Here is a 16,324-nt window from a genome sequence, read left to right as displayed (position 1 = left end):
TGATCTGTGAGGATGGCAGGGATCGAACCTGCGACCCTCTGCTTAAAAGGCAGATGCTCTACCACTGAGCTACATCCCCATGATTCAAAAGTCTAAAACTTAATTTAACCCCGGCGGATCAGACCTGCAAGGGCTGTTTTTGGCAAGCGGAAACTCATCCTAGAAGTTCCTTAACATCCTTGAATACCGACTCGAACATGCGCTTCGTTAACTTCCCCGTGAAAGTATTCTGCTGGCTTGGATGATAAGACGCGATGAGCGTCAATTTCTCGTCTATTTGCAGTTTCACGCCGTGCGCAAACTTGGGACGACGTTCGAAGTTCTCTTTCCAAGTTCTTCCTCCGAAGAAGTGCAGTTGTGACAATGAGTCTATCGTCCAATCGAATGCGATTTTTCCAAGCGTGACGATCACTTCGACGCCTTCAAGAATTTGCAGCTCGCTTGACAAATAAGGCTGGCAATTATGAATCTCGTCTTTCGCTGGTTTGTTCGCGGGCGGTGCACAGCGTACAACAGCCGTTATATAGCAATTCTTCAGTCTCAAGTTGTCGTCCGCTGATGATGAAACTCGTTCGCTGGAGAACTCAAATTTGTGCAGCATGCTATACAGCCACTCTCCGCTTCTGTCTCCTGTGAACATTCTGCCCGTGCGGTTCGCGCCGTGTGCCGCGGGCGCGAGTCCGACGATCAAGACTTTCGCCATCGGGTCGCCGAAACCCGGCACCGGTTTTCCCCAGTAGGTTTCGTTATGAAAACGCGCCGTTTTTTCTATTGCAATTTTTTCTCGCCATTCCACGAGGCGGGGACATTTGCAGCAGGAAATAATTTTTCGGTTAAGTTGTGTCAGCTTATCCATATGGAAAGATACTAAACCTTAAATTCGAAATGATAGACAAATCAAATGAACCGAAACTCATATCAACAAAAATCTCCCACTGTTCGGATTCAATTTTTCGCTGCTGCGCAATCGTGCAGATAAATCGAAACCTCTGCCGTCTACCGTCCGGATGAATCTATTGAGAAAATCAGGATGAAAAGGAAGAGTCCACCGGAAAATCTTTTCACTCGACCGCTTCTTATATAAGAATCGACTTTACACGGTGAATCTTACAACAACGATGTCGCCGTCGTGAAGCATGTAGTCCTTCCCCTCGATATGCAAAAGTCCGGCGTCTTTGACTCCTTGCTCCGAACCGAGATGCATAAGGTCATCGTACTTAATTACTTCCATCCTGATGAACCCTTTCTCGAAATCGGAATGAATTTTCCCAGCTGCCTTCGGGGCACAGGTATTCGCCTCGACTGTCCAGGCATGAACCTCTTTAGGACCCGCGGTGAAAAATGTAATGAGATTCAGGAGCGAATAGCCTTCACGGATCACCCGCTCAAGCCCGGATTCTTTCAATCCCAAGTCGGAGAGAAAAGCTGCTCGCTCTTCGGAATTCAGCTGCGAAAGTTCGGCTTCAATCTTCCCGGATACCCTCACTACTCTCGCCCCTTCTCGCGAGGCCACTTCACATACGGCCTGGACATACTTGTTGTCCGCGCGGCTCCCTTCGGAACTGCCTTTCATACTTTCTTCGTCGACATTGGCAATATACATCACAGGCTTGTCTGTCAGAAGATTCAGTAACCGAACGTACTCGCGGTGCATTTCATCTTCGAAGGTCAAATACTTTGCAAGCCTTCCTGTATTGAGGTGTCCCATTAAACGGACGTAAACGTCGTACTCTTCCTTAATTTTCTTATCTCCCGAACGCGCGCGTCCTTCGGTCTCTTTCATCTTCCTTTCCAGCGTCTCGATGTCTTTGATGATCAGCTCCGCCTCGACAATTTCGATGTCTCTTTTCGGATCGACTGAGCCGTCGACGTGTATGACGTTCGAGTCTTCGAAGCATCGTACCACATGAGCGACGGCATCAACCTCACGGATATGACCGAGGAATTGATTACCGAGACCTTCGCCCTTGCTTGCACCTTTGACGAGACCAGCAATGTCAACAAATTCGATCGTTGTCGGAATTATTTTACCCGTCTTGTAGAAAGAGGCCAGCTTATCGAGTCGCATGTCGGGGACCGGGACAATCCCTACATTCGGCTCAATGGTACAAAATGGATAATTTTCGGCTGCGATTCCGGCAGCTGTCATTGCGTTGAAGATCGTCGATTTCCCGACGTTAGGAAGCCCTATGATTCCGCAGTTAAAACCCACTTTGGTTTAAGCTCCAAACCCCAAATATACTTCGAAACCCGGGTAACGAATCTCAAATCGATTCAGATCTTCCCCCTTTTTCGAATTAGAACTTAGAATTTGTCGCGTCAAAATATTTATTTGCCTGGACGCCTCGCGATGGTATCGGGAACTTATAGATTCGCGTATGGAGTTTTTCATTAATACTTTAGTTTCGGATCATCTAAATCCAAATCGTCATCGTTGAAGCTGAGGTCGTCTAAATTGTCGAGATCGTCAAGCGGGATCGTCTCACCCTCAACATCGGTCTCGGTAAGAAAGTCGGACTTGATTCCCATCTCTTTCAGTCGTTTCGCAAGTGAATCAAGGTACGCGCGAGATGACTTTGTGGATTTTGATTTTTTTACAGCGGCGAGTACTTGCTTTACAACATCTATAAGTTCAAGATCGGTCACCTGAAGTTCTAATTCCTCAATCGCGGCGCTCAACCGGTTCACGATATTAATATGAAGCAGGTCGGATTCGTCGTCGGAGCCCTCCTTCAACTTTTCCGAGTACGAAGCGTAGCTCTCGTCTTTGATCACTTTTACAAAGCTGCCGAGCGAATCGACGACATACTGGTCGCTGAGTTTGTCACCCTGACCTTCGAATATCTTATCGACCTCATAGACTGCAACTTCAACCTCAAATCCGAGCTGCTGCATGTCAATGTCCTTGTGACTTGTTTTCGACCGGGAAATCTTCTGAGGCTGACGCTGGGAATTTTTTCCGCCCACCCCGCCATCGGAATGTTTCTTGCTTTGCTTCATACGCCTAAAGTTTCAAAAAGAATTAACAAAAAGCAATCTATTTTACAACCTAACCAGATTTTTGAGAAGCCGGGCTCGCCGCGCGGAGGGAAAGGATAAGTGCAATCACAATCATGATGGCGCCTGTAAGAAAGGGCCATGCGAATCCCGTCGTCCCTATGATGAACCCTCCCAGGAAAGGTCCGATGACCCTTCCAAGGCTCGAGAACGACTGCGAGACTCCCAGTGTGCTGCCCTGTTCACCTGTACCAGCATATTTTGAAATCAAGCTAGTCAGCGAGGGAGCTATGAACGCGCTCCCCACTGCCAACAACGTTGCAGAAACGATAAGTGTCGACAGTGCGCGAGTGACCGGGACAAGAACCAATGCAGAGACAAAAAAGGCCAGGCCGGCTGTTACAAGCGATTTTTCGCCGAATCTTCTTGCAAGCCGACCGATTGCCCCACCTTGAATGATGATTCCAACCATCCCGACATATGCAAAGAAGTATCCGTTATCCTCGGCATCGTACTTCAATATCTCCTTGCTGAAAAGCGGAAAAGCCACATAAAGAATCGAGAACGCAACCGTATAGAAAAAGAAAACCAGCACGAGGTTCCGGATCCCGTGATTTCGAAAAGCGGATTGGGTCGCAGCAACGTTGAGCCAACTTATTTTGCGAGCCGATCCACGGCTCTGTATCCCGAATGCGGAATACCGGGGATTGGATTCCGGCAGCATGAAATATGCGAGCACCACATTCGCCAGCGAAATCCCTGATGCGAAAAATCCCGGCGCTCCATAACTTATTCTGCTAAGGACTCCGCCTATGAATGGTCCGAGCATGAACCCAAAACCGAATGCAGCACCGATAAATCCCATGTATCTTGCTCTCTCTTCGACCGACGTCGTATCGGCGATGTACGCCTGTGCAGTCGAGATATTTGCACCCATGAAGCCCGCCAAAATCCGAGATATAAAAAGGAGCGCGAGCGAATCCGAAAATCCGAAAATCATGTAGGAAATAAAAGAGCCAGTGACGCTCATTAGAATAATCGGTCTTCGGCCGATCCGGTCCGAGAATCTTCCCCAGAACGGCACAAATAGAAATTGCATGACCGAATATGAAGAGCTCAAAAGCCCGATTACAGTCGGGGTTGCGCCGAAATGCTGCGCATAGAACGGCAGCAGCGGAATTATTATTCCGAAGCCCACAAGGTCGATGAAGACGGTGAGGAGTACGAGATAAACCGGGGTGCGTTTCACTTATTCTAGTCGGTAGATTTCAGATCTAAAATCTCAACATTGTTTAGAGTTTTGGAAAAGGGATTTACAGTTTCTCTATTATGGCATCCGCCATCTCCTCCGTCGAGACCGGGTTTGCCGGGTTGATGTCCCGCGTGACTTTTTCCCCTTCCTTTATGACTGCCGCGACGGCAGACGCTATCTTCTTGCCCGCACCGGATTCACCGATATGTTCAAGCATCATGGATGAGGCGAGTATAATGGCGCACGGGTTGGCAATATTTTTGCCTGCGATGTCCGGCGCGCTTCCGTGAACTGCTTCAAATATGGCCGCATTGTATCCGATGTTTGCTCCCGGTGCAAGACCGAGCCCGCCCACAAGACCGGATGCGAGATCCGAAAGGATGTCGCCGAACAGATTTGTCGTAACGATCACATCGAATTGGTTCGGATTGATGACCATCTGCATCGCCATGTTATCGACAATCTTGTCATCCATCCTTACTTGCGGATAATCCTTCGCAATGACTTTGGCAATGTCTAGAAAAAGTCCGCCGGTATATTTGAGTATATTCGCCTTGTGAACCACCGTTACTTTTTCTCTACCGTGGCTCACAGCGTAATCGAATGCGAACTTGATTATTCTCTCGGAGCCTGTGCGTGTTACAATGCCGATGGTCTCCGCCGCGCTTTTACGTGCATCGACGTAGTGTTCTATGCCGCTGTAAAATTCTTCGGTATTCTCGCGGACAATAACGAGATCGATATTTTCGTACCGTGATTTAATCCCCTCGAATGATTTCGCCGGCCTGAGGTTGGAATAGAGATCGAATTCCTTTCTGAGCGCCACGTTCACGCTTCTAAAGCCGGTACCGATCGGGGTCGTCAACGGCCCCTTCAGGGCAATTTTGTTTTTCGCGATCGAGTCTATGACCTGCTGCGGAAGCGGGTCTTTGTACTTCTCGATGGCGGCGAAACCGGCATCATAAATTTCCCAATCGATCTTCGCGCCTGCAGAGGCAATAACTCGCATTGCCGCGCTTGTTATTTCAGGTCCGATTCCGTCGCCGGGAATTAAAGTAATTGTGCAGGACATTAGGTTCTCTGTAGTGGTTGCTGATTAAAATAAAAGCCGAAACTCAAAAATCAAATGAGTAACCGCAACACGATCGCCGACAGCCGACGTCTTTAGTCCTTTTAATTTCTCCCGTCATGCGTTAAATTCTGCAGTATTTTTCTAGAAAGATCACCCTTTGGACTACGAAAATTTCTACCACATAATGCCCGATGGCACAGCGAAACAGCTCAATCCTTTTACAGGCACCGAGGTGTGGGCCGTACCCGGAAGAGGGAGCAAGCCCATTTACTCAAATCATACCGTCCAGCCTCAGAAGATCAAGCCGAAGGAGAAAGAAGATTATTGCAGCTTTTGCGAAACAAGACTTTTCGAGACACCACCGGAAAAGGTAAGAGTAACCAGACAGGGAAATACTTATTCGAAAATCAAACGTCTTCCTCCCGACAAATATTTCGACAACATCGCCGAGTTCAGGCGTATCCCTAACCTGTTCGAGATAGTAACACTCGATTACTGGAAAAAAAATTACGGATATAAACTTAATCGCGAACAGCTTCAATGGCGGGACAGCTACTTCGGTAATCCCACGGGGTTGCGGCACATAACCGACATCATAAATTTCAAGCTGGAGAGGATGGGGCGGAGGCCGGAGGAAATCGGAAAAATCCCGCTGGAAGAAAAACTCAGTATGGCGGACCCCTTCTTCGGCGGCTGCCACGATATAATAATAGCCCACAGACATTTTTTACAAGACGCCGAATACGACAACCAGCTAATTTCGTCGGGCGACATGACTCCTGAATCTCACTATCAATATCTTCTGTTCGCAATCGAATCCATGGTCGATATTTTCGAAATGAACAGATATGCCCGCTATATCAGCATATTTCAAAATTGGTTGAGTCCGGCAGGCGCTTCCGTCGATCACCTTCACAAGCAGCTGGTGGCTCTCGATGAGTGGGGGTCTTCCATAACCGAACAGACAAAAATGATCAGACAGGATCCGAACATCTTCAATGAATACGGAGCGAATTTCGCAGGCCACCACAATCTCGTTTTCGCTGAAAACGAACATGCAATCGCATTTGTGGGTATCGGTCATCGATATCCGACAATAGAGATTTTTTCAAAATCGCATGCGGCACGGCCGCAGGAGCATACACAGGAGGAAATTCGCGGGATGAGCAACATGGTACATGCAGTTCATGCTGCGGCGGGACCAGAAATTTCCTGCAACGAAGAATGGTATTACACGCCTATAGATTCGGTTTACAAGATGCCGTGGCGAATCTTAATAAAATGGAGAATAAATGTCCCCGCCGGCTTCGAGGGTGGAACGAGCATATATATAAATCCACTCACGCCGGTTGAGATTAGAGACAGACTTGTTCCGGGACTCTACAAACTCCGCGACGAGAAAAAGATCGAATTCATGAGAATTGCGGAGGAGTGCAAGTTGCAGCCTAACCCGCTGAAATATTATTTAAAATAAGAATTGATCCGCGCTACACATAAGAGAAAAAATTAAAGGAAGATAATGGCACAACACAAATCGGCAGAAAAAAGAGCTCGCCAAAGCACAGGACGACGGGCGATAAACAAAGAAGCAAAATCAAAGATGAAAACCCTTTTAAAGAATGTCCGCGCCGAGAAAGACAGAGAGAAAGCCGCATCCGCTCTAAAGGAAGCTGTTTCTACTCTCGACAAGCTGGCTTCAAAAGGTTTGATACATAAGAACAAAGCCGCAAACCAGAAATCAAAATTGACGCGGCATGTCAACAAATTGAGCGGAACTAAAAGTTAGTTCTTGCCGAAAGCGTCCGCGAGTGGCGATGACGTTTTGCCTGCACGGACTCTTATAGGACAACCATTTAGCACAGGAACACTGACGACGTCTTATGGTGGGAGGTGGTACACTTGAACAAAAGCGATATCCTTGAACTTTTACAATACGACCGCTGGGCGAAGGAACGCCTTCTTGTTTCACTTGAACAAATGAAGCAGGAAGATTTCGAGAAGGATCTGCATTCGAGTCATGGAGGAGTACGAGGAACTCTGCTGCATATACTGAATGCAGAGAACGCATGGCTGCGAAGGTTGCGCGGTGAATCCGCCCAACCGCTTGACGAGTCCAAATTGAAAAACCTTGATGATTTCAAGCAAGAATGGAGCAGGCTTGATGGAGAACTATCTGCTCTATTAAACGAATTAAATGATCGTCAGCTCGAGGAGCGGTTCGACTATCAGGATATGAAGGGAAATAAATATTCGAATCCGCGCGTCTGGGCATTTCAGCAGTTGCTTAACCATTTCTCCTATCACCGCGGACAGATCGTGACAATGCAAAGACAACTCGGCTATAAACCTGCCAATACGGATTTGATAGGTTTTTACAGAGAGAAAGAAAAAAGTGGGCCATCAGCTTGACTTTGAAACGAGTTCTCGCCAGCGTTGAAAGCTTAAGAGGGCAATAGTTATTAATATATTAGTCCGCCAGAACACTTCCTTTACTTCTGCAGACTGAACCCACAGTCCTATCAATCAAATTAGATTTACAACTTAAGCAGCTTTGGAGAGCAAGGTTCAAGTTGCTCCTTTGTTTCCAGAGGGCTATTGAGCCCTTGATAGATTAACTGTTACGGCTGCGTTTCTGATATTCAAATTAATAAAAAGAGCGTTCCCTGAAAGTGTGTAAGTTCCGGATATGCTTCCTGTTTGACTTCCTTTCCCCGACCAACTTGTTACATAGAATGAGATAGTCCTATAAGCACCTGAATAAGAATAGTTACCGGTCGCTACACCGGTGGAGCCGACCGGAAAGCCGAGCAATTCTGCACCGGACTGAGACGTTACTACACCGTCAACACTGAATGTAAAATTTGCGGACAAAGCCAGACTCCCAACGGCCGACGCAGAATTCAGAGTCGTTGTTTGACTGCCATTTGTTTCAGTGATCGATACAAGATTCCATGTGCCGGTTAACGAGGTCGGATTCGTCGTACATCCTTCCAAGAAGATGACGGGAGAAAGCACCATAATCAGCGCGATCGCTATACTGCAATGATTTCTTAATTCAACTCCGTCCATGGTCTCTGCAATCTTACACAGAAGGAACTCTTCGGCGAATGTAAACCGTCTCGGTCGGCCTCCGTGAACAAAAATGTAAAGAGTAATTGGGCTTGTGTACAAAATCAAAGTGCAAGCTTTTCTCTCGAGTTATTTTACTTCGTGGCATTCAAAGAAACAAACGGCAGCGCAGGAATAATTATACCCCAATTGGAAGGTTGGATTGGGAAAGCCGATTTTTTGTGGAGCTGAAGGGGATCGAACCCTCGACCTCGTGAATGCCATTCACGCGCTCTCCCAGCTGAGCTACAGCCCCAAAGTGAGAACGTACGAGATTACAACCGGACAAGATAATTCTCTATCTAATCCTTATATCCAAGTTGAAAAAGAACTGGCCTCATTTATAATAAGCTTTTTTCCGAAAATGCTCAAGCCGTGAATTAAGACCGGCTTCGAAAAGACAACCGGATTCCTAGTTCCTGATCCTCCTGATTTCCAGCGACTTGTTCCTGTTTTATAGCTCACCCGCTCCACTTAAGTGATTGTAACTGAAACGATGGAGGTTTAACTTGACATGATTATAGTATCCTTCTAATTCGAAATGAACGTGGAGACGAAAAATAGCACCCTGATCATCTCTGAAGATTTGTTGAGGCTGTTCGAGGACATCGGTGAGGGCATAGTGGTCACCAACAGGTTCGGAGAAATTGTGGTCATGAACAGCGCCTCCGAACGGATTTTCGGCGTGACGAGAGACGTCAACCTTCACAAAAATTCGTCCCACTTGCTTCGCGGCTTCTGCGATCCTGCCACAAAAAAGCATGTCCAGGCCTCAAATCTGCCATTCAACCAAACAATTTCTACGGAGCGCCCGGTTGAGCCTCGTGAGTTTCTTTTCAGACATCCCGACGGTACTGAGGCTTATATACAGATATCTACTTCTCCTATTTTGGGTGAAGATAATGTCCTTACGGGCGCCCTCGGGATCCTGATGGATGTTACCAGCCGCCGCAAACTTGAAGAAACTCTTACTCAAAGAAACCTTCAGCTCAGTGCGATAAACAGAATCGCCATGCTTCTCAACCGCACAATCGATTTCAGAGAAGTGCTTGAGTATTCGGTCAGGCAGACGATGGACATTTTTAATGGCGACGCGGGGGCGATACTTTTACCGGACAAAAGCGAACGGAGAATTTTTGTCGCGGCGAGCGCGAATCTTAACGAAGAATTTCTTTCGGAGGTTCACGGGTCCGACGTGGCCGCGACCATCTTCGGAAAAGTGTTGAAATCCGACGTTGTCGAGTCGCTAAACCGCGGCGATAATTTTGAAGGGCTTCCCCGCTCTTTGCAGAAATCTGTTTTTGATTCAGTAGTGATTTTCCCTCTCAAGGCTAAAGGAAAAGCGGTGGGCGTCAGTGCGCTATTCAGTGAAGTAGAGAGAGCGCTCGAAGATCCTCAGCGCGAGATCATGGAAGGAATCGGCACCGTGATCGGCGCGGCGATAGAAAATGCGCGGCTGCACGAGGAGACCATTCAAAAAACGCACCTTCTTGAAAGCAAGAATCACGAGCTTCAGCAGTTTACTTATGCGATTACGCACGACTTGAAATCTCCGATCCTCGTTATCGAAGGATTTGCAAAGGAGCTCAAGCGCAGCGGAAATCTAGAGGTTGAGCAGGATGTTCTGATCGAGGCTATCCTCTCATCCTCGGCGAGACTGCACTCTCTCGTCAATGATCTTCTCGACCTGGCAAGAGTCGGGAGCGTTGAAATGGTGCTCGACGAGACGGACATCGGCGAACTGGTCAACAGTGTTTTGAAAGAGCTGTCGATAAGGATGTCGGAAAGAAGAATAAAAGTAGAACAGGAAGGAGATTTCCCGAAGCTCTACGTCGTCGCCAAATACATCGAGCGGGTCTTTATGAATTTATTTGACAATGCGATTAAATATATGGGCGACCAGCCGCACCCGAAGATCACGGTCGGGGCGCAAGACAAGGGCGACCACTATCTCTTTTTTGTGCGCGACAACGGAATCGGCGTTCAGCAGGAATTTCATGAGAGGATATTTGCAATTTTCCAGAGAGTGAAAACAAGCGACACCGAGAAAGTCGAAGGAAGCGGACTGGGTTTAGCATTTGTCAAAAAGATTGTCGATCTGTGCGGTGGAACCGTTTGGGTTGAATCTGCCGGCAAAGGGAAAGGCTCAACCTTTTATTTTACTCTGCCTAAACAGTAATTAATAAGCCTTAAATTTTGAACCTTGAATTTCAGATCAGAAGTCCGATGCTTCCCCGGAGGGATTCACCGGACAGAGCCTTCAACTAATTTTTCCTGAGTGATGAGCGATCTACTCATTTTAGATTTTCTGCCAATTCTTTTCGTCGTCGCGGCAATCATAATCGTTATCTATTTGAGGTCGTACTCCAGGCGTAAAATCCCCGCGGGGATGATCGGGACCCACCCCATGACAGAGAGATTTCTGAAAGTGTTTCTGTCCACACTATCGGAAGTCATGGCCGCAGATGAACCAGACAAATCTCTTCCCGCAGTAGCAGACGGGATCATGCAAACTTTCGATTGCAGTGTATTCATGTTCAAACGTACGAACGAATCTGCGCGGCTAGTTTGCTACGCGGGCAACGACATAGATAGTATCTCAAATCTCCTTATAAAACTCGGAATCAGACTCGATGTTAACGCGATTCCGCTGCGCGGAGGCAGAGCGAAAGTGTTCAAGGGCGAATACTATGAGTTCGAAGATCCGTTTCCCTTGATGGGAGATTTTGCGACCTCTGCGGTTTGTAAGAAAATTCAATCAGAGCTTGGCTTCGATCTGATCTCGACCCTCTCCGTCAAGGCAGAATCCGGAGATTATTTAATCTTATCGCTTCTTCCTTCAAGAATCCATGATGCCCGGACCTTTTTCGGACAATTCGGTTCGCTCTTCAAATATGCCGTTTACCTTTCAAATCTAAGGAGCAGACTTGAGGTATTTGAAAAGAGGTTCGACGAGCAGTTCATCAAAATGAAGAATGAGTTTATTGAAAAGGAAGGCGAGCATCTTCACCTGTATGACGTCATGCCGATCCCCGCATGTATTCTCGATGAAAGCGGCATCATAACGGAAGCCAACCAGGCGCTGAGGGATTTGTTCGGCAGAGGCACAGATGCTATAGGACAACCGTTGTCCTCAATAATGGAAGAGGAAACCCGGCAGAATTTCGTAGAATTCTTACTCAGCCTTAAGATAAGAAGGGATGATAGCTTTCCTCTTAAAGTTTCAGATAGGTATTTCAAGGCAAGGATAATTTCTCTGGATGACAATAATCAAATTGTAGTTTATCTGTTCGACGAGACTGCGGGCGTAAACATCAAAGCCGAACTTGACAGAACCATAGATACCCTTCGTAAGGAAAATGAACTTGCTGATAAACTGACCGTCGAAGAGAAAAAACATTCGGAAGACGTCGTAAAGAATTCTCCCATACCGACTTTAGCCATCCATGCCGGCAAAATCGAATTTGCCAGCGAATCCTTGAAACGAATTTTCACGATCACAGACTCTGCCGATGAGTTCACCTCCTGTAATGGAATCCCGACGCTCTCCGAATCGGATTCGACTTTTGAAACACCGGCTTCAGACGGACGAACATTCTCTGTGTCACAATGGAGCAGCGGCGAGTATCATTACTTAGCGTTCAGTGATGTCACAGATCTTAAAAAGGCGGCGGAGGATTCGAGGAAGATTTCCTTCAACGCCGAAAAATTGTTCAACAGCATATTCCCTACCGCTCGTGTAGTAGAAAATAAGATAGTCGAATGGAACGGTGGATTCGAAAGTTTGCTGAAAGATTTCCTAGCCAATGAGAAAAGCTTTGATGGTTTTCTACGTTACCTAAGCGAATCTCCGGAGGCAATCAAATCCGAGCTTCGCTCAAAGAATGTCGTCACAAGGACCTGCCACGCAACCGACCGCAAAAATCTCAACGTGTGCCTGTCCGCCGCCGCGGATTCCATCTTCATTTTCGTCGAAGACATTACGGAACAGGAGAATCTCAGACAGGAACTGCGGAACACCCAAAACCTCCTCGCGAATTCGATCGAGTTTTTCTCAGAAGAGCCGATATTCATTTTGGAGAACGGAACAGTGTCTGCGGCAAATCTCGCTGCGCGGGAAAAACTCGCCGTCAAATTGAATGAGTCGCTCAACATTGACACTCTCTTTTCCGGACTAGGCGCCCTCAATCGCACCAGCACTGTCGAACTTGATGGGAAATTCTTCAGGATAGAAAGTGCGACTCTGAGTAACTCAACCGTATTTCATCTAAGGGAAGTAACCGAAGGGGTTGTCCAGCGCGCGGAGATAAACAAGCTCAAGCATCACCATGACCTGTTGAAAGAGCTTGCCACTTCGGAACAATACGAAAACATTCTTACCAATTTGAAAGAGATACTCGCAGGCGAAACTTCGCCGAAATTAATCTGCGCCGGAATTTTGTACGCCGCCAGAGAAAGTGCCGATGTATATTTGCTCACGGTTGCAACGGACAAGATCGAGCCCTCATTATCGTTGAGTCTAACCCAGGCAGACATGTCCTTCGCGGGAAATGGAGGATTGTTTTCGAGGGCCCAGCTTCCAGACACATCTTTTTCAAATATCGTTTCTGCAGGTGGGGACTCTAGACTAGCCATAGAGAGTACGCCGGTAGGAGACATCTGCGGCTTCGCTTCCGCCGCAATTCCCGAAAATTCCCCGGAACAAAATGAGGGAATCGATCAGGAAGCGATTGACGAGCTACGTGAAATCCTGAGCGTCGCTTCTTCGACTGCAGCAGACATATACACGCGCTTGTCGGCCCAAAGAAAGTTCGAGGAGAGCGGGAAAGTTACCCGGGCACTAGTAGGCTTGACAGGCATAAGTGATGGGAGCCTCGGCGAAATATCCAAGAAAACTGTTGACCTCCTCAAACAGGTTTTCACAGCAGACTCCATCGCGATATATTCCATTGACGGGCCGAGATTGACATTATCCACCATCAATGGAAGTTTACCCAGCACAGTTTCGATCCCAAGTATCAAATTTGGCATGATGGTTCCGGCAGCGCAACTCGCCGCCGATCCATCTTTCGTCAAAGGTGAAGAGGTGTTTTCATCGGAGGGAGTGTACTTCTGTCTTAAATCGCGGCAGCAGAATCTAGCACTGATGTTCAAGTTTGTCGGAGTGACCCCCGCGCCGTCCGAACTCAATGCCGTTTCTTCAATCGCTCTTGATTTGCTCGAGTCAAAACGAGCCGCCGAAACTCATGCAAGAACAGCGTCCGATTTGTCCGGTGAGTCCAGACTAATGAACGATTTCATAACGGGCCTCTCCAAAGCGGATGATCCAAATGAAGTCCTGACAATTCTCGAGGATTATCTCAAACAACGAGACAAGGGTTCTTCAGTTTCAGCAGCGAAGGACGCTCAGAGTTCGGTGAAACCTTTGGATGTAGTTCAGAAAGATGGCGGAGAACTCTACGAGGCAAACTTTTTGACTTTCGGAATTGGGGTCATCGAGATCAAAACTTCCGCAGATCCGCTTGCGCAGATGATGATTCAGCTCACGTTTGACAAGCTCAGGAGTCTCCTCGCATCGGAACTCCCTGCGGCGCGGGATAATTCCGCGGAGCTGCAAACAAAACTTGACAAAGCGAACTCGGATCTGTCGACTCTCCGCGATTCTGTGGACAAGATCCCGGCGACAATGAGAAATGCCCGGATCGAGATCGACGGCGTGCTGTCGAGGCTCTCGTTTGTTCAGGGCGACGAGAAAATAATCGAGGAAATAAAAATGCGGCTTGCTTCCGCAACAAAAGATTTATCGATAGATCTCGACAGCTCGTATACGAACCAAGATGCCATCTTCGAGAGCATCAGGAGTGGCGTCATGGAACACGAAGCTGCCTCAGAACGAATAAGGAACTTCGATATTTCGGCATTGACTGAGTTCAGGGCAGAGTCAACCGTTTCCGAATTGATAAAAGATATTTTCGTCAACTTTATTATCATATCAGAAGTTCCGGATTGTGAGGTGTTGATGATGACCGCCCTCCCAAGTCCGAGCGAGCTTGCGGATGGAAAAGGGAAACACATCGGAGTCAGGCTTACGACCCGGCAAGGTGCCGTATTAAGGGACGATACGATAAAAAGTAACGGAAGTATTCAAGCACTGGTGAATAAAATTGAGAAGATGGGATATCAAGTTGACACGCGGGCGCTCGGCAACGAACTTACCACCGATGTCTGTGAGGTCAAGAGAGTCGAGATGCCGAAAGGAGAGAGTGCAATTCTAATCGAAGATGACCGCGCGCTGCTTGAAGAAGAGTCGCAGTACCTTCTTCAGATTTATTCGCGTCTGAAAGTTGCCGGCGACGCGGTTGAAGCGGCCAAAATTTTTGAGTCGGAGAAGTTTTCCGCTGCCTTCGTTGACCTCAGTCTTCCATCGATAAACGGCAAAGAGGTCTGTCAGCAGATCAAGAAAACGCAGCCCGAATGTATGACGATACTTTTGACGAACCGCGAGGGTGAGGACAAATCAAATGGCGTCGACCATATAATGCTGCGGCCGATGACAGAAGAGGCAGTACGAAATCTCATCGGGAAGTAAAGACGGGACTTGACAAATTTCGGGCACAGGCTGGGTTCTAGGGGATTCAATGAAGCCAAAACTTTCACTTTGCATGATCGTGAAAAATGAAGAGGAGCTTCTCCCCATTTGTCTCGAAAGCGCAAAGAAGATAGTGAATGAAATCATCATCGCGGACACCGGCTCGACAGATTACACGAAGAATGTGGCAAATAAGTTCGGCGCGAGAATCATCGAGCGCGCGTGGAGAAATGATTTTTCAGATGCAAGAAATGTCTCTCTGGAGAATGCCTCCGGCGATTGGATACTCGTACTTGATGCAGACGAGGAGCTTGTCAAAGATACGCAAGAGCGAATTCCGGCAATGATCGAATCTTCCGATGCAGATGCGTTCGAGATGATAGTGAAAAGTAAGATGCCCGAGAGCGACATCGTCGAATTCGACGAGATAAAGCTGGTGCGTTTGTTCAGAAATAGGAAGGAATTTCGTTATTCGCTTCCGATTCATGAGCAGATCAGGCCTTCGATTGAGAGTGCCGGAGGCAAAATTGCCGATTCCAATCTTACGATTTTACATCATGGATACGCGAGAAAGGTCGTGCAGGGGACAGAAAAAAGAAGCGAACGGAATCTCAGAATCCTCCGTGAAGCGTTATTAAAATATCCGAAGGATCCGTACTTGAATTATCAAGTGGGGGCTACCTTAATGAACAACGGGGATCGTGAGGAGGCGTATGAAGAGTTGAAGAAAGTTCTGGACACCGATTACTCACGCTTGCCGAAGCCGGTGTTGGATAAATTGTTTATGAAGCTTTCCCAGCTTGCACTTGAAATGAACGACAACGGCTCGGCGATCCGTTTTGCGAAGAAAAGTTTGGAGCACAATCCGTCGAACATGATTTCGAGGTACGTTCTTGCAGTCGCATACTTATCATCTAATAGGATAGAAGATGGTTACACGATTCTCATTGGCATCCAAAAAGATGGGGACAAAAATATCAGACTCGGAAACCAGCTTGAGCAATTAATAAACGCCTGTCGAAAAGTGCTTGGTGTGTGAATCTTTGTCGGGTACACGCAGCATCAAGGCGGGATCCCAAAATATGAACATTTTGACGGGAGATGCCGCAAAATGATGCGCGTTTTACATCAATTAGGTTAAAGTTCCATCATCGACTTCCGATACTAAAGTTAACGACACACCTGCTGCCGAAACCTGGTGCGCATGGCATCTGCGTGGAGGCCGTTGGCGTGGAGGCAGGATGGCGAGAGGAGCGCTATCTGATGCTGGATTTTAACTAACTCCTCTTGCGGCAAGGACGCCGCG

General features: G+C 47.5%; 12 protein-coding genes and 2 tRNA genes. 6 read left to right on the top strand and 8 right to left on the bottom strand.

All coding sequences use genetic code 11. The features are described 5' to 3' along the window. Positions 1-7: 7 nt before the first annotated feature. From VLX91_04680 to VLX91_04655, 6 genes are all read right to left on the bottom strand, one after another. Positions 8-79: transfer RNA gene (locus VLX91_04680), tRNA-Lys, on the bottom strand. A gap of 75 nt (positions 80-154) precedes the next feature. Next, positions 155-796: a uracil-DNA glycosylase gene (locus VLX91_04675; protein ID HUI29491.1), complete on the bottom strand. Its 642-nt coding sequence runs from the start codon at positions 794-796 to the stop codon at positions 155-157. A 297-nt stretch (positions 797-1,093) separates the two neighbouring features. Beyond that, complete coding sequence (gene ychF, locus VLX91_04670; GenBank protein HUI29490.1) at positions 1,094-2,212, bottom strand: redox-regulated ATPase YchF; 1,119 nt, start codon at positions 2,210-2,212, stop codon at positions 1,094-1,096. Positions 2,213-2,391: 179 nt separating this feature from the next. After that, a complete protein-coding gene (locus tag VLX91_04665; protein ID HUI29489.1) occupies positions 2,392-3,000 on the bottom strand; it encodes a hypothetical protein in 609 nt (202 codons plus the stop codon). A gap of 49 nt (positions 3,001-3,049) precedes the next feature. Then, a complete protein-coding gene (locus tag VLX91_04660) occupies positions 3,050-4,246 on the bottom strand; it encodes an MFS transporter (GenBank protein ID HUI29488.1) in 1,197 nt (398 codons plus the stop codon). Positions 4,247-4,310: 64 nt separating this feature from the next. Beyond that, positions 4,311-5,321 (bottom strand): isocitrate/isopropylmalate family dehydrogenase, encoded by a 1,011-nt coding sequence (locus VLX91_04655; protein HUI29487.1) that lies wholly within the window; start codon positions 5,319-5,321, stop codon positions 4,311-4,313. 157 nt (positions 5,322-5,478) lie between these two features. Between VLX91_04655 and VLX91_04650 the strand changes: the two genes are divergently transcribed. The 3 genes from VLX91_04650 to VLX91_04640 all read left to right on the top strand — a co-directional run bounded on the left by VLX91_04650 (position 5,479) and on the right by VLX91_04640 (position 7,730). Beyond that, positions 5,479-6,795 carry a DUF4921 family protein gene (locus VLX91_04650; protein ID HUI29486.1) on the top strand — a complete coding sequence of 439 codons (1,317 nt, stop codon included), beginning with the start codon at positions 5,479-5,481 and terminating at the stop codon, positions 6,793-6,795. Between the two features lie 45 nt (positions 6,796-6,840). Continuing rightward, positions 6,841-7,107 (top strand): 30S ribosomal protein S20, encoded by a 267-nt coding sequence (gene rpsT, locus VLX91_04645; GenBank protein HUI29485.1) that lies wholly within the window; start codon positions 6,841-6,843, stop codon positions 7,105-7,107. A gap of 113 nt (positions 7,108-7,220) precedes the next feature. Further along, on the top strand, positions 7,221-7,730 hold the full coding sequence (locus VLX91_04640) for a DinB family protein (GenBank protein HUI29484.1): 510 nt from the start codon (positions 7,221-7,223) through the stop codon (positions 7,728-7,730). A gap of 183 nt (positions 7,731-7,913) precedes the next feature. Here the strand turns inward: VLX91_04640 and VLX91_04635 are convergent, their stop codons facing one another. Both VLX91_04635 and VLX91_04630 read right to left on the bottom strand, forming a co-directional pair. Continuing rightward, the gene (locus VLX91_04635) at positions 7,914-8,390 is read right to left on the bottom strand and encodes a hypothetical protein (protein ID HUI29483.1); all 477 of its coding nucleotides are present in this window, start codon (positions 8,388-8,390) and stop codon (positions 7,914-7,916) included. A 222-nt stretch (positions 8,391-8,612) separates the two neighbouring features. Next, positions 8,613-8,685, bottom strand: a tRNA-Ala gene (locus tag VLX91_04630). A 291-nt stretch (positions 8,686-8,976) separates the two neighbouring features. Between VLX91_04630 and VLX91_04625 the strand changes: the two genes are divergently transcribed. The 3 genes from VLX91_04625 (at position 8,977) to VLX91_04615 (ending at position 16,057) form a co-directional block, all read left to right on the top strand. Then, positions 8,977-10,608, top strand: a complete 1,632-nt coding sequence (locus VLX91_04625; protein ID HUI29482.1) for an ATP-binding protein — start codon at positions 8,977-8,979, stop codon at positions 10,606-10,608. Positions 10,609-10,710: 102 nt separating this feature from the next. Beyond that, on the top strand, positions 10,711-15,018 hold the full coding sequence (locus VLX91_04620; GenBank protein ID HUI29481.1) for a response regulator: 4,308 nt from the start codon (positions 10,711-10,713) through the stop codon (positions 15,016-15,018). A gap of 49 nt (positions 15,019-15,067) precedes the next feature. After that, on the top strand, positions 15,068-16,057 hold the full coding sequence (locus VLX91_04615) for a glycosyltransferase (GenBank protein ID HUI29480.1): 990 nt from the start codon (positions 15,068-15,070) through the stop codon (positions 16,055-16,057). The last annotated feature ends 267 nt before the right edge of the window (positions 16,058-16,324 follow it).

The sequence above is a fragment of the Candidatus Acidiferrales bacterium genome, from assembly GCA_035515795.1.
GTDB lineage: Bacteria > Bacteroidota > Ignavibacteria > Kryptoniales > JAKASW01 > JAKASW01.
Note: the sequence above shows the minus strand (reverse complement) of the source record. Positions and strands in the feature narration are given on the sequence as shown.

Coding starts and splice junctions, on each gene's coding strand:
- VLX91_04665 (HUI29489.1), bottom strand. CDS start 3,000: ATGAAGCAAAGCAAGAAACATTCCGATGGCGGGGTGGGCGGAAAAAAT.
- VLX91_04655 (HUI29487.1), bottom strand. CDS start 5,321: ATGTCCTGCACAATTACTTTAATTCCCGGCGACGGAATCGGACCTGAA.
- rpsT (HUI29485.1), top strand. CDS start 6,841: ATGGCACAACACAAATCGGCAGAAAAAAGAGCTCGCCAAAGCACAGGA.
- VLX91_04635 (HUI29483.1), bottom strand. CDS start 8,390: ATGGACGGAGTTGAATTAAGAAATCATTGCAGTATAGCGATCGCGCTG.
- VLX91_04620 (HUI29481.1), top strand. CDS start 10,711: ATGAGCGATCTACTCATTTTAGATTTTCTGCCAATTCTTTTCGTCGTC.
- VLX91_04615 (HUI29480.1), top strand. CDS start 15,068: ATGAAGCCAAAACTTTCACTTTGCATGATCGTGAAAAATGAAGAGGAG.